This window comes from Nocardia arthritidis (assembly GCF_011801145.1).
Classification (GTDB): domain Bacteria; phylum Actinomycetota; class Actinomycetes; order Mycobacteriales; family Mycobacteriaceae; genus Nocardia; species Nocardia arthritidis_A.
Genome location: NZ_CP046172.1, coordinates 5850491 through 5863281 on the forward strand (window position 1 = coordinate 5850491; position 12791 = coordinate 5863281).

Below are 12791 nucleotides of genomic sequence, written 5' to 3' on the forward strand. Positions count from 1 at the left end.
GCCAACGCAGGAGCGAATCGTGGAGCCTCCGTACAAACGCTTCGTCGCACTCGGCGACAGCCAGACCGAGGGCATCGGCGACCCGGACGGCAACGGCGGCCACCGCGGCTGGGCCGACCGATTCGCCGCCCTGCTCGCCGCCGCCGGCCCGGGACTGCACTACGCCAATCTGGCGGTCCGCGGTCGCCGCGCCGCGGAGATCCGCGCCGAACAGCTGCCGCCCGCGCTCGCGCTCGGCCCCGACCTGGTCACCGTCGTCGCGGGGATGAACGATGTCATCCGGCCGCGCCTGGACGGCGCCGCACTGCTCGCCGACCTGGACGCGATGTTCGCCGCGCTGGTCACCGCGGGCGCGCGGGTGGTCACCTTCACGTACCCGGATATCGGCGCGATCGCGCCGTTCGTGCGCCCGCTGTCCGGGCGGGTGCGCGCGCTCAACGCCCGGTTGCGCGAACTGTCCGCGCGCCACGGCATCACCCTGGTGGATTTCGAACCGGTGCACGCCACCACCCATCCGCTGGTCTGGGCCGAGGACCGGTTGCATCTGAGCCCGCTCGGCCACGATCTGGTCGCCCGCGCAGTCGCCGACACCCTGGGCGTCCCCGGCGCCGACACCACCTGGCGCGACCCACTCCCCCCGGTCCGGCGCACCTTCACCGCCGCGACCGCCGCCGAATGGCGCTGGACCACCCGGCATATGCTGCCGTGGCTCGGCCGCCGGGTCCGCGGCATCTCCACCGGCGCGGGCTTACCCCCGAAACGTCCTGAGCTGCAGCCCGTTTCGGGTTGAGCCGACCGCCGAGCAAATCCTCGACTCCCTCGCCAGATATCTGCAAACGCACTTCAGGCGCAGACACCAGGTGTACTGACCACGGACGTGGGTGACGGACTGACTGGCGAAGACCTGCGAGCTGCCGAGCACAGCACTTCGATTCGCGGAAGTCTCCGGGCAGTTAGTCGGCGGAGGTAGCGCTCGAGCACCTGCGGCGCGAGCGACAGGCCCGGAGCCGGTAGCTTGCGTCACCACAAACCTAGGTCGCTTGCGGCGACGTGTTCGTCCAGGCCGATGCGTGTACATGTCCGAGACCACACGCTGGCACCGAATCGCCCCGTCGATCCCCAGACCTGGGCCGATGACGAACCTTCCCTACGACCGGCAGTAGTATGGCGCGGTGCGGAAACCGACGGAGGCGATGGCGCGGGCGCGTGGCGCGTTCGTCGGTTGCGCGTCCGGTGCGGTGAGCATTGCCGCGCACGGCCTGGCGGGCGGAAGCGTCGCGATCGGGCAGTCCGGGCTGGCGCTGCTGATCGCGGCCTGCGCGGCGGTCGGCTACGCGGTGGCCGCCATGCGGAACCGGTACGGCATCGCCGAGGTGATGGCGCTGCTGGCCGGTGGGCAGGCCATCGGGCACACCGCGCTTTCGATGGCGCCCGAACATCACCACGGCGGCGGCGCGAATCAGATCATGCTGGCCGCGCATCTCGTGGCGATCCCATTGGGCGCCATACTCATTCGCGGGGCGGAACGCGCGGTCGCCCGGCTCGCCGGTGGCGTGCGACGAGCCGTCGCGGCATTGGATCCGCTTCCCGCCGTTGCGGTTTCGACGGCGGTCGCGGCATGGCAGGCTCCGGCCCGGGCGCCGCGGTCGCTGCTCGGTTCGGGAATCGGCAGGCGCGGGCCGCCGGTGTCGCGGTAGTTGTTCGTTACACACCGCCGTACCGCGCTGCCGGATCGAAGAGATCGTTCCAGGTAAGTGGGTTGCGCACGAGCGGAATCGGCTCGACGGCGCTCGAAAAGGGGTGGCGCCCGCCGGAATTCCGGCGGCGCACGCGCACTCCGACCGGCGGTATCTCGAAAACCCGTACCCGAATGGAGTTCTCATGTCCGTCACTACCCGTATGCCCGCGATCCGGATACTGGCCTGCGCGGCCGCCGCCCTCGCGCTGCTGGCAGGTTGTTCGTCCAAGAACGACAGCGGCGCGACGAAGGCCGCCGACGCGGTCACCGTCAAGGATCAGTGGGCCAAGGCCGCCGACAGTGGAATGTCGGCCGCCTTCGGTGAATTGGATAATTCCGGCGACAAGGCGGTGGCCGTCGTCGCCGCGTCCAGCCCCGCGGCCAAGGCGGTCGAACTGCACGAGGTGGTGGCCGCGGCCGACGGATCGAAGACGATGCGGCCCAAGGCCGGTGGCTTCGCGATCCCCGCGCACGGCAGCATCAAATTGGCGCCCGGCGGCGAGCACATCATGTTCATGGGCCTGACCGGCCCGCTGCGCACCGGCTCGGACACACCGGTGACGCTCACCTTCGACGACGGCTCGACGAAGACCTTCACCGCCCAGGTCCGCGATTTCTCCGGCAATCAGGAGAACTACTCCCCCGAACACGGTGGCTGAGCGGGATACGGCAGCCGGATCGATCGGCTCGGCGAACGCGCCCGAGCACCAAGGCACGGCGGCCGGACCGAGTGACCGGCGGACCGGCGGTTTCTCCAGGCGGCGCCTCTTCGGTAGGGGCGCCGCCGTCGCGGGGGCGGCCGGAATCGGCTGGGGCGCGGCGGCATTCACCGGGCATCGAACCGAGCCCGCGGGCCGCGCACCGACCGATACCGAACCGTTCTACGGCGAACACCAGGCCGGTATCGCGACCGCGCCGCAGGATCACGCCGCCTTCGTCGCGCTCGACCTGCGGCCCGGCGCCCGCCGCGCCGATGTCATCGGCATCCTGAAGATCTGGACCGATGACGCCGCCCGTCTCACCCAGGGCGCCGCGGCACTGGGCGATACCGAACCCGAACTGGCGCAACGTCCTTCGCGGTTGACCGTCACGGTCGGCCTCGGCCCGAACGCCTTCACCGTTGCCGGCGCCGAACAGCGCAGGCCCACCTGGCTGCGTCCGCTGCCGCCGTTCGAGATCGATCGGCTCGAACCGGGTTGGAGCGACGGCGATTTCCTGCTCCAGATCTGCGCCGACGAGGCGACCGCGGTGTCGCACGCGGTGCGGGTGCTGTGCAAGGGGGTCGGCTCGCTGGTGACGGTGCGCTGGGTGCAGCGCGGCTTCCGCAACGCGAAACCCGGTGCGTCACCGCGCAATCTGATGGGTCAGGTGGACGGCACCGTCAATATCGCCCCGGGCACACCGGATTTCGAGCGGCTGGTGTGGGATGACGGCGCGGCGCAGCCCTGGTTGCGCGGCGGTACGTCGCTGGTGCTGCGCCGGATCGCCATGAAACTCGACACCTGGGACGAAATCGACCGGGATGGAAGGGAATTGACGGTCGGCCGCACCCTGGACACGGGTGCGCCGCTCACCGGGAAGCACGAATTCGACGAACCGGATTTCGCGGCCGTCGACCGCTTCGGCATTCCGGTGATCCCGCCGTCGTCGCATATCGCCAGGGCGCATCACACCAGCGACGGGGAGCGGTTCCTGCGCCGCGGCTACAACTACGACGACGCGCCCACCCCCGGTCACATCTCGAATTCGGGGCTGCTCTTCGCCGCCTTCCAGCGCGATGTGGACGCCCAGTACCTGCCGGTGCAGCGGCGGCTGGCCGAATTCGACGCGCTCAACGTGTGGACGACCCCGGTGGGGTCCGCGGTGTTCGTCATCCTGCCGGGGGTGCGGGCGCCGGGCGGATATCTCGGACAGTCGCTGTTCGAATCATGAGGGGGAGGTTCGATGCCCGGCCACCGGGCATCGAACCTCATCATTTAATGCCACAGTGCGGCGACCAGGACGTTGACCACCGCCAGCCCACCCGCCGCATGCGGCATCCAGGTCACCGGCTTACCGCGTTTGGCATCGCCGTGTCCCATCTCCGCGAACGCCGCGACCAGCAGCGCGACGACCAGTTTGACCCCGATCTTCACCATATTCGGATGCTTGTCCAGCGAATGGATGCCGTCGGCCATGCCGACGAGCACCAGTCCGGTGACGATCTGCAGGCGCGCACCCCACACCATCAGCTCGGACACCGTATCGCGCTGCGCCGCGTAGCCGCCGACGACCGCGGCCATACCGAGCAGATGGGTGACGACCACGACGTTGTAGACGAAGTTCATACCGCAGACGCTAGTTGATCGCCCCCGCGTCTACTACATAAGGTCGTTTTTCGACGCCACCTGCGGCGATACGAGAACGGCCGCCGGATCGCCCTGCCGATCCGGCGGCCGTGCCGCGTGAGATACCTTCGGCCGCAGCCGAATCCGGCTCAGACCTGGTCGAGCGCGCGGGCATCCTTGCGGATGCCGAAGGCCATGATGATCTCCATGATGCCGATCACCAGCAGCCACACGCCGACCACTACGGTCAGCGTCGCCACCGATTCCAGCGGCCACGCGATCACCACGATGCCCGCGATGGTGGTGAGCAGGCCGAAGAAGACGGCCCAGCCCCGGCCCGGCAGCGCGGGCTCCGACAGGCCCATCATGGTCGCGCCGACCCCGCGGAACAGCCAGCCGACGCCGATCCAGATGGCGAGCAGCAGGATCGAATCCAATTCGTCCCGGAAGCAGAACACGCCGATCGCGATGGACAGCACGCCGCTGATGAAGCCGAGCACCCGCATCCCGGCGCTGGACGGTATGCCGAACGCGGCCACCAGCTGCAGGAAGCCGGAGACCACCAGATAGATACCGAAAAGGACACCCGCCGCAAGCAGTGTCGGCCCCGGCCAGACCAGGACGATGACGCCGAGAACCACCGACAGGAGTCCGGTGACCAGGGTGGTCTGCCACGCACTGCGAGCGAGCGCTTTGACCGGGCCCTCTAGCACGCTGTTTGTCGTCATGCACAGATGCTATGTCCCGAGATGGGCGATTCACCGGATATCCGGCCCGCACACTGTCGCGAGCCGGAACCCGCCGCGCGGAACGATCTACCGCCGTGCCACGAACCTATTGCGGCGCACCGATATTGACCATCCAGGAGATGCCGAACCGGTCGACGCACATACCGAATTCGTCTCCCCACATCTGCTTCTCCAGTGGCACCGTCACCCGGCCGCCGGCCGACAGGCCGTCCCAGTAGCCGCGCAGCTCCTCGGCGTCGTCACCGCTGAGGCTCACCGAGATGCTGCTGCCCGGGTGGTATTCCATCCCGGGCGGGGTGTCGGCGGCCATCAACGTGAATCCCTTGGCCGTCTCGAGTAGTCCGTGCATGACCAATTCGGCGCCGGGTGCTTCCTTATCGCCCATATCGCCGAAGGTGCTGATGGTGAGATTGCCACCGAAGACGTCGCGGTAGAACTCGAGCGCAGCGCGCGCCGAGTCCTGGAAACCGAGGTACGGATTGAGCCGGGAGACCATGGCATGCTCCTTGCCGCCGAATGTCATTGCGAAACTCGCGCCACGAACAAGGCTAGAGCACATATAAGGGGCACGCGTTGCATAACGCACGCCACACTACGTTTCACCGGTCTCCTGGTCGGGTAGTCATCCCTAAGTTGGCTCGTGACGGCGGGCGATACCGAAAGTCGGGTCGGTCTAGGAGTTCAGGGTGTCGGTAGTTCTCGTGCTGCAAGCACGCGGCCTCGGTGACTTGCTCACCGCGGTCCCCGCACTACGTGCTCTGCGCCGTGCGAGACCCCATGACCATATCGTGCTCGCGGCCCCGCAGCGGGTCAAACCCATCGTCGACCTGATCGCCTCGGTCGACGAGCTGGCGCCCACCGCCGATGGCATATTGCGTTGGGACGGACCGCGTCCCGCGCTCGCGGTGAACCTGCACGGCCCGCACGCGGAGAGCATCGTCGCGCTCGGCAAGACCGATCCCGACCGCATCCTGAGCTACCGCAATCCCGCCTTCCCCGATCTGGAAGGTCCGCAGTGGCAACAGGATCGGCATATCGTCGACTGCTGGTGCCATCTGCTCGAATACGACGGAATCGACGCCGATCGGCGCAATCTCGGTCTGGTGCCGCCGGTTTCGACGACCAGCCACCGCGATTGCGTCGTGGTGCACATCGGCGCGGGCGCGCAGGCCCGGCGCTGGCCCGCCGACCGGTTCGCCGCGGTGATCCGGCATCTGCTCGTGCTCGGGCGCGAGGTGGTGGTGACCGGGGACGAATTCGAACGCGATCTCGCGCTGCATATCGCGGCGCGGGCCGGACTCTCCGTGAGCCGGGTGCTGGCCGGGGAACAGAACCTGACCGAGTTGGCCGCCACCGTCGCCGAGGCGGCACTGGTGGTCTGCGGCGACACCGGAGTCGCGCACCTGGCGACCGCGTTCGGCACTCGCACGGTGCAGTTGTTCGGTCCGACGCCGCCGCGCTGGGCCGGTCCGCCGCCGCATCTGCTCGGCCGTCATTCGGTGCTGTGGGCGGGTCAGCTCGGCGACCGCGACGCCGACACCCCGGATCCGGGTCTGCTGCGCATCGGAGTGACCGAGGTGATCAACGCTGTCGACAAACAGCTCAGCAAAAGGCGCTGGCCGGGAACCGGGACCGCGGACCGCAGGCGCACCGCTTACCGGCGCGTCGGCTGAGGTCCGGCGTCGCCGGTTCGGTCAACGTCGTCGATCCGAGCCGCGCTGAGTGCCGCGGAGTAGGCCGCTATCGCGCTGGGCCAGAACTGCTCCAGGTAGTCGCGGGCCGCGCCGAGGCCGCGCGGGTCCAGATGGTAGAGCCGCCGATTTCCGTCGGGACGCATGCCGACCAGTCGCGCCTCGCGCAGCACCCGCAGGTGTTGGGATACGGCGGAACTGCTGACGCCGACGGTGGCGGCCAGTTCGCCGACCGAGCGCGGCGCCTGCGGCAACGCCTCGAAGATCGCCCGGCGGGTGGGGTCGGATAACGCCTCCAGGGCACGGACTCCATTAGTAGCCACTGAAATAGTGTGATCATTGGACCACCGTCCGGTCAACCGGACGCAATACGGCATTCACCAAGGTCGAGCCGCGAGACACGCCGTAGCGTTATCCGTTTGTAATAGGTGAACTGGGCTTTTGTACCAAGGTGACGCTAGCCACACGATTGCGAAGTCGCCACGGATGCCCGTTACGTTCGACCAATGCTCGTGACCGTTCCGTTACCTTCCCGGCGCGGCGCGACCCGTAGTCGACGACACCGCGCAGCGACCCGCGCGGTCGCCGTCTCCGCGGTCGCGATCTCCGCACTGACGGCCCTCAACGCCGCCGACGACCTCCCGGCCCAGGCCCAGGCGCCCATCGCGCCGCTCGCCTTCACCCCGCGCGAAGCGCAGATGCCGCAGACCGTCCCCGAGGCGGTGCTGGCGACGCAACGACGCATTGCCGACGAAGCGGCCCGGATCGCCGCCGAACTCGCCCGGCCGCACACCGTCCGTCCCGTCGCGGGCGTGCTCACCTCCACCTTCGGCATGCGCTGGGGCGCGCTGCACGCGGGCATCGACTTCGGCGATCCGATCGGCACCCCGATCGAGGCGGTCACCGACGGCGTCGTGATCGATGCGGGCCCGGCCGACGGATTCGGCCTCTGGGTGCGGGTGCAGCAGGACGACGGCACCATCGGCATCTACGGACACGTGAACGAGATCATCGCGACGGTCGGCCAGCACGTGCGCGCGGGCGACGTCATCGCCACCGTCGGCAACCGCGGCTACTCCACCGGCCCGCATCTGCACTACGAAATCCATTCCGCCGCAGGCGAACCCATCGATCCGCTGCCCTGGCTCGCCGCGCGCGGCATCGTCGTCTCGGGCGATCCGTCCTGAGTCCCGCCGTTTCGTGAGCAAGCTTGCGAGCGAGCCGTGCCACGGCGCGCATCAGCGAGTGAATGAGGGGCTCACGAAACGGCGTTCTCCCCGGAAAGCCGTCGCCGATGATCACGACTTTCCCGAGTTGGTCGCGGGACTGATCGGACACGCCCGGAGATGGCAGGGCCGCGCCGCGCCGTAGGATCGGCCGATGCACTACCGCGTCATCCGCACCGTATTCGCCGCCGTGCTGGCCGCCGGACTGTCCTTCGGCACCGCCCAGGCGGACGCACCCGCCGCGTCACATCTGCTCACCGTGCGCGAAACCGGTGTGCTGCGGGTGTGCACCACCGGCGACTATCCGCCCTATACGGTGCGCGACGACAACGGGACCTATCGCGGCACCGACATCACGCTGGCCACCGAACTCGCTGCGGCGCTTCAGGTTTCACCGCAGTGGGTGCCGGTCACCTGGGCCGGGCTCGCCGGCGATTTCGCGGCGAGGTGCGATATCGCGGTCGGCGGGATCTCCGACACCGCCGCGCGCCGAGAGCTCGCCGACTTCTCCGTCGCCCTGTCCACCGACGGCAAAACCCCGGTCAGCCGACGCGAGGACGGCGACACCTACGCCACCATCGCCGATATCAACCGGCCCGGCGTGCGGGTGATCGTCAACCGCGGCGGCACCAACGAGAATTTCGCCCGCGCCAATTTCCCGGCCGCCGACCTCACCGTCTGGCCCGACAACCTGACCATCTACGACGAGATCGAACAGGGCCGCGCCGATGTGTTCGTCACCGATTCGGTCGAGGGCCGCTACCGGCAACTCACCCATCCAGGTCTGCGAGTCCTGCACCCGGACAAGCCCTTCGACTCCTTCACCAAGGCGTACATGCTCCCCCGCGGCGACAGCATCTTCGATGCCGTCGTGAATACCTGGCTCACATATCAGCTGCGCACCGGACACGTCGACCGGCTCACGGCGGAATGGCTCGGCGTCTGATACCGGGGTATCGGAGTCGAATAGCGCTGCGGCGGGACGTGATCCGGCGTTGCGGATTCCTACCGTCGGTGCATGGTCACAACATTCGAATCGCACCCCGTCGATCAGCGTCCCGCGACGGCCGGTCGGCATCGCCCGGCCGGACGAGCGGGCCGTCTACATCGGCCGCTGCTGTGGCTCGTCGGCGCGATGGCCGTGCTGGCCATCGCCTCGGCGGCCGGGATGATCTTCGACGATCGCACGCTGCTCGGTGAGTCTGTGTGGCTCAAACCGTTCAAGTTCGCCGTCGCGTTCGTGCTGTACAGCGGGACGCTGGCGTGGCTGCTTTCCTTGCCGCACAAGGGAAGCCGGGCCACCTGGTGGCTCGGCACGATCTTCGCGGTGACCGGATGTGTCGACGTCGGTTTCATCGTCATGCAGGCGGCGCGCGGCACCTTCAGCCATTTCAATACCCAGACCGATGCGTTCAACGATATCGGCCAAAAGGTCTTCGCCTCCGGCGTTCCCGGCCTGTTCTTCGCGAATCTGGTTATCGCCGCGATCCTTTCGTGGCAGCGGGTGGCGGACCGGCCGCTCTCGCGGGCCATTCACGCCGGAATGGGACTCGCCGTCGCCGGGATGATGCTCGGCTACCTGATGGGGTTCACCGGTAAGCAGCTGGTGCGCGACGCCGACGGCAATATCGTCGAGCTCGTGGCGGGGCACACCGTGCTGCACGACACGCCCATGCCGCAGGCCCGCGACGCGCTCGCCGGGCTGCCGATCACGCACTGGAGCACGGTCGGCGGCGACCTGCGGGTGCCGCACTTCGTCGGCCTGCACGGCATCCAGGTGCTGATCCTCGCGGCTATCGCGCTCAGTTGGCTCGCGCCGCGGGTCGGCTGGCTGCGCGACGAGCGCACCAGGGCCAGGGTGGTCGGAGTACTCGCCGTCGGCTACGCCGGGCTGCTCGCCATCGTGTTCCAGCAGGCCATGCGCGCACAGCCGCTGATCCACCCGGACACGATCACCGTCGCCGCGTTCGGCGGGCTGGTCGCGGTGGTCGGTCTGCTGCTGGCCGCGGTATATGTGTACGGCCGCAACACGATCGGGGGCCTCAGCGCAGCCGTTCCGCTTCGCGGGTGAGCTCCAGCAGGGTGGCGCTGAGGGATTTCAGCTCGGCGTGGTCGGCGCCCTCGCCGATCGCCGTCGCGACATCCTCGGCGGCACAGCGGGCCGCGAACCAGCGATCGGCCAGATCGCTGGCCTCCTGCGCCGACAGCACCACCGAATCGGTCGGAATTCCCGTGCCCTTCAAGCTGTTTCGATGCTCGTAGGCGCGCTGCCTGCACGATTGACGACAGTACCGGCGGCGACGGCCCGCCTCGGATTCGACGATCTCCCGCCCGCACCACAGGCAGGACACCTGTCGTTTCGGGGCGCTATGGCCTGACCTGGGCACATGAGACACGCCGCACACCTTAACCACTCACGTGTCCACCGGCACAAACGGGCCGCCTCCCGGTGTCGCCCGCCCGCGAATCGGCGCCGGAGCGGGCACCGTGAGCGCGGCGTATTCGGCGCAGCCACTACAATGGAGGGGTTCGCCGGCACCGTATCGGGAACTACATCGTGCCGGGAACTATCGAGGCAGGCGCGCGCGTTGTTCCTGAATCGACGTTTAGTCGGCGCAGCAAGAGCTCGAGAGCACACAGGGAGAGGACCGCACATATGGCAGATCGCGTACTCCGAGGCAGTCGGCTCGGAGCGGTGAGCTACGAGACCGATCGCGACCACGACCTGGCCCCGCGCCGGATTGCCCGGTACCGGACCGATAACGGCGAGGAATTCGACGTCCCGTTCGCCGACGACGCCGAGATCCCGCCCACCTGGCTGTGCCGCAACGGCCAGGAAGGTGTCCTGATCGAGGGCACGAACCAGGAGACCAAGAAGGTCAAGCCCCCGCGCACACACTGGGACATGCTGCTGGAACGCCGCAGCAAGGATGAGCTCGAGGAACTGCTCAAGGAGCGCCTCGAACTGCTCAAGACCCGGCGCCGGGCGTAACGTGACACGAAAGCCGCTCCCCTCACGAGGGGAGCGGCTTTTTGTATGGCCAGGCTACCGGCTCGCCACCTTGCGATAGCGCAGCAGCGCCATCGGCATCGCCACGCAGAGGATCACCAGCGAGCAGGCGATCGAATATTCGACGCAGTGGTCGGCGGCCCAGCCGTGCGGCGGGACGAAGGTGGGCGGGGACCCGTTGACGAACAGTTTGCGGCCCGCCGCCGAGACCGCGGTGATCGGATTCCATTCGGCCACCGTGCGCAGCGGGCCGGGCAGGGTTTCCGCGGAGATGAACGCCGAGGAGATGAAGGTGAGCGGGAAAAGCCAGATGAGACCGGCGCTTTGCGCGACCTCGACGGTCGGCGAGAGCAGACCGGTGAGCGCGCCGACCCAGGACATGGCGAAGGCGAACAGCAGGATGACACCGAAAGCCAATGCGGCATCGGCGATTCCGCCGTTGATCTGCCAGCCCACCGCATAGCCGCAGCCGACCATCACGCCGAGGCTCAGGATATTCACCACCAGATCCGAGAGCGTGCGGCCCATCAACACCGCGAGCCGCGACATGGGCAGGGTCCGCATCCGGTCGATGATGCCCTTCTGCAGATCGCCCGCCAGGCCGACGGTGGTGAACGCGGCATTGAAAGCGACTGTCTGCGTGAAGATTCCGGCCAGCAGAAATTCCCGGTACTGGCTACCACCCAGCGAGGCGCCGAAGATGTAGGCGAACAGGAAGACGAACATCAGCGGCTGGATGGTCGCGGTGACCAGCAGGGTCGGCACCCGCAGGATGGTGAGCAGATTGCGGTAGGCGACGATCGCGCTGTCCCGGAAAACCCGCAGCCGTGGGGCCCGCTCGGATGGCGCTGTGGTGGATGCGGCCGACGCGGTGGTCACGCCCGTACCTCCTCTTGGATCTCGTCGTCCACCGGCTGCTCGTCCTTCTTCGCGGAAGTTCCGGTGAGGGAAAGGAATACGTCGTCGAGGCTGGGCCGGTGCACGGTGGCGTCCACCACGCAGACTCCGGCGTCGTCGAGCCTGCGCAGCGCCTCGACCATGGTGCGGGTGCCGTCACCGACCACGACGGTGGCCTCCTCGGTGCCCGGCTCGTGGATCGGCTCGCCGATCCCGACCTGCGCCAGCACCGAAAGCGCCGGTTTCATATCCTGTCCGGCGGCCAGGGTGACGGTGAGTTTGTCGCCGCCGATGGCGGTCTTCAGCTCATCGGCCGAACCGCGCGCGATGACCCGGCCGCGATCGATGACGGTGATCCGGTCGGCGAGCAGATCGGCCTCCTCCAGATACTGCGTGGTGAGCAGCACGGTGGTGCCGTCGTCGACGAGATCGCCGATGACCCGCCACATATCGAGCCTGCCGCGCGGATCCAGGCCGGTGGTCGGCTCGTCGAGTACTACGACCGCGGGCCGGGCCACCAGCGCGCCCGCCAGGTCGAGCCTGCGGGCCATACCGCCGGAATAGGTGCCCGCCCGCCGGTGCGCCGCGTACTCCAGACCTAGCGCCTGGAGTAGTTCCGCCGCGCGAGAGGTGGCCTGCCGCTGCGACATCCCGTACAGCCGGGCCACCATGCGCAGGTTCTCGTAGCCGGAGAGGTTGCCGTCCACCGCGGCGTACTGGCCGGAGAGCCCGATTCGCCTGCGCGCCAAGGCCGGATCGCGCAGCACGTCCACCCCGGCCACCCGCACCGACCCGGCGTCGGGCCGGAGCAGGGTGGTGACGATCCGGACCGTGGTGGTCTTCCCGGCGCCGTTCGGGCCGAGCAGACCCATCACCGTGCCCGCCGGGACCTGTAGGTCGATGTGGTCGAGCACGCGTACGCGACCGTAATGCTTGACCAGGTCGAGCACTTCGACCGCGAGGCTCACGGCTTCACCTCGAAGAACCGGCAAACACGCATCACAGCTCGACCCCACTATCGCTAGGTTTCGCCGCGATCTCGAATCCCGCTTGCCGACAATGGCTTTCGTCGTCGGCGCGGGAATCCGGCGCGGCGGATCGTTGGTTGTATTCGGCCAGCACGGCGCGCCGCCAGCGGCGCCCGGTCGGCCCC

16 protein-coding genes are annotated in these 12791 nt (G+C 68.4%); 9 read left to right on the top strand and 7 right to left on the bottom strand.

Features of this window, described 5'->3' with window-relative positions:
- Positions 1 to 19 precede the first annotated feature (19 nt).
- From F5544_RS26295 to F5544_RS26310, 4 genes are all read left to right on the top strand, one after another.
- The gene (locus F5544_RS26295) at positions 20 to 790 is read left to right on the top strand and encodes an SGNH/GDSL hydrolase family protein (RefSeq protein ID WP_238846673.1); all 771 of its coding nucleotides are present in this window, start codon (positions 20 to 22) and stop codon (positions 788 to 790) included.
- 382 nt (positions 791 to 1172) lie between these two features.
- Complete coding sequence (locus tag F5544_RS26300; RefSeq protein WP_167475660.1) at positions 1173 to 1697, top strand: hypothetical protein; 525 nt, start codon at positions 1173 to 1175, stop codon at positions 1695 to 1697.
- 211 nt (positions 1698 to 1908) lie between these two features.
- Complete coding sequence (locus tag F5544_RS26305) at positions 1909 to 2397, top strand: copper chaperone PCu(A)C (protein ID WP_174867626.1); 489 nt, start codon at positions 1909 to 1911, stop codon at positions 2395 to 2397.
- Between the two features lie 145 nt (positions 2398 to 2542).
- Complete coding sequence (locus F5544_RS26310) at positions 2543 to 3670, top strand: Dyp-type peroxidase (RefSeq protein ID WP_238847485.1); 1128 nt, start codon at positions 2543 to 2545, stop codon at positions 3668 to 3670.
- Between the two features lie 44 nt (positions 3671 to 3714).
- On the opposite strand, the gene F5544_RS26315 is transcribed toward F5544_RS26310, so the two are convergent.
- From F5544_RS26315 to F5544_RS26325, 3 genes are all read right to left on the bottom strand, one after another.
- A complete protein-coding gene (locus F5544_RS26315) occupies positions 3715 to 4065 on the bottom strand; it encodes a hypothetical protein (protein WP_167475662.1) in 351 nt (116 codons plus the stop codon).
- 149 nt (positions 4066 to 4214) lie between these two features.
- Complete coding sequence (locus tag F5544_RS26320) at positions 4215 to 4793, bottom strand: HdeD family acid-resistance protein (RefSeq protein ID WP_167475663.1); 579 nt, start codon at positions 4791 to 4793, stop codon at positions 4215 to 4217.
- 106 nt (positions 4794 to 4899) lie between these two features.
- Complete coding sequence (locus tag F5544_RS26325) at positions 4900 to 5310, bottom strand: VOC family protein (protein WP_167475664.1); 411 nt, start codon at positions 5308 to 5310, stop codon at positions 4900 to 4902.
- Positions 5311 to 5500: 190 nt separating this feature from the next.
- Between F5544_RS26325 and F5544_RS26330 the strand changes: the two genes are divergently transcribed.
- Positions 5501 to 6487: a glycosyltransferase family 9 protein gene (locus F5544_RS26330; protein WP_167475665.1), complete on the top strand. Its 987-nt coding sequence runs from the start codon at positions 5501 to 5503 to the stop codon at positions 6485 to 6487.
- On the opposite strand, the gene F5544_RS26335 is transcribed toward F5544_RS26330, so the two are convergent.
- Positions 6469 to 6828 carry an ArsR/SmtB family transcription factor gene (locus F5544_RS26335; protein WP_167475666.1) on the bottom strand — a complete coding sequence of 120 codons (360 nt, stop codon included), beginning with the start codon at positions 6826 to 6828 and terminating at the stop codon, positions 6469 to 6471. The genes F5544_RS26330 and F5544_RS26335 overlap by 19 nt on opposite strands.
- A gap of 183 nt (positions 6829 to 7011) precedes the next feature.
- On the opposite strand from F5544_RS26335, the gene F5544_RS26340 reads away from it, so the two are divergent.
- The 3 genes from F5544_RS26340 (at position 7012) to F5544_RS46020 (ending at position 9802) form a co-directional block, all read left to right on the top strand.
- On the top strand, positions 7012 to 7692 hold the full coding sequence (locus F5544_RS26340) for a M23 family metallopeptidase (RefSeq protein ID WP_167475667.1): 681 nt from the start codon (positions 7012 to 7014) through the stop codon (positions 7690 to 7692).
- A 193-nt stretch (positions 7693 to 7885) separates the two neighbouring features.
- Positions 7886 to 8677 carry a transporter substrate-binding domain-containing protein gene (locus tag F5544_RS26345; protein WP_167475668.1) on the top strand — a complete coding sequence of 264 codons (792 nt, stop codon included), beginning with the start codon at positions 7886 to 7888 and terminating at the stop codon, positions 8675 to 8677.
- A 72-nt stretch (positions 8678 to 8749) separates the two neighbouring features.
- Positions 8750 to 9802, top strand: coding sequence for a hypothetical protein (locus F5544_RS46020; RefSeq protein WP_174867413.1), 1053 nt, complete (start codon positions 8750 to 8752; stop codon positions 9800 to 9802).
- On the opposite strand, the gene F5544_RS26355 is transcribed toward F5544_RS46020, so the two are convergent.
- Positions 9774 to 10127 (bottom strand): hypothetical protein, encoded by a 354-nt coding sequence (locus F5544_RS26355; protein WP_238846674.1) that lies wholly within the window; start codon positions 10125 to 10127, stop codon positions 9774 to 9776. The genes F5544_RS46020 and F5544_RS26355 overlap by 29 nt on opposite strands.
- Positions 10128 to 10387: 260 nt before the next feature.
- Between F5544_RS26355 and F5544_RS26360 the strand changes: the two genes are divergently transcribed.
- Complete coding sequence (locus F5544_RS26360; RefSeq protein ID WP_167475669.1) at positions 10388 to 10723, top strand: RNA polymerase-binding protein RbpA; 336 nt, start codon at positions 10388 to 10390, stop codon at positions 10721 to 10723.
- A gap of 54 nt (positions 10724 to 10777) precedes the next feature.
- Here the strand turns inward: F5544_RS26360 and F5544_RS26365 are convergent, their stop codons facing one another.
- Both F5544_RS26365 and F5544_RS26370 read right to left on the bottom strand, forming a co-directional pair.
- The gene (locus F5544_RS26365; RefSeq protein ID WP_238846675.1) at positions 10778 to 11620 is read right to left on the bottom strand and encodes an ABC transporter permease; all 843 of its coding nucleotides are present in this window, start codon (positions 11618 to 11620) and stop codon (positions 10778 to 10780) included.
- Positions 11617 to 12606 (bottom strand): ATP-binding cassette domain-containing protein, encoded by a 990-nt coding sequence (locus tag F5544_RS26370; protein WP_167475670.1) that lies wholly within the window; start codon positions 12604 to 12606, stop codon positions 11617 to 11619. The genes F5544_RS26365 and F5544_RS26370 overlap by 4 nt, the downstream gene beginning before the upstream one ends.
- Positions 12607 to 12791 lie beyond the last annotated feature (185 nt).

What these genes read in the sequence shown, in the direction of transcription:
- F5544_RS26325 (WP_167475664.1), bottom strand. Translation starts at nt 5,310, where the DNA reads ATGGTCTCCCGGCTCAATCCGTACCTCGGTTTCCAGGACTCGGCGCGC.
- F5544_RS26345 (WP_167475668.1), top strand. Translation starts at nt 7,886, where the DNA reads ATGCACTACCGCGTCATCCGCACCGTATTCGCCGCCGTGCTGGCCGCC.
- F5544_RS26360 (WP_167475669.1), top strand. Translation starts at nt 10,388, where the DNA reads ATGGCAGATCGCGTACTCCGAGGCAGTCGGCTCGGAGCGGTGAGCTAC.
- F5544_RS26315 (WP_167475662.1), bottom strand. Translation starts at nt 4,065, where the DNA reads ATGAACTTCGTCTACAACGTCGTGGTCGTCACCCATCTGCTCGGTATG.
- F5544_RS26340 (WP_167475667.1), top strand. Translation starts at nt 7,012, where the DNA reads ATGCTCGTGACCGTTCCGTTACCTTCCCGGCGCGGCGCGACCCGTAGT.
- F5544_RS26320 (WP_167475663.1), bottom strand. Translation starts at nt 4,793, where the DNA reads ATGACGACAAACAGCGTGCTAGAGGGCCCGGTCAAAGCGCTCGCTCGC.
- F5544_RS46020 (WP_174867413.1), top strand. Translation starts at nt 8,750, where the DNA reads ATGGTCACAACATTCGAATCGCACCCCGTCGATCAGCGTCCCGCGACG.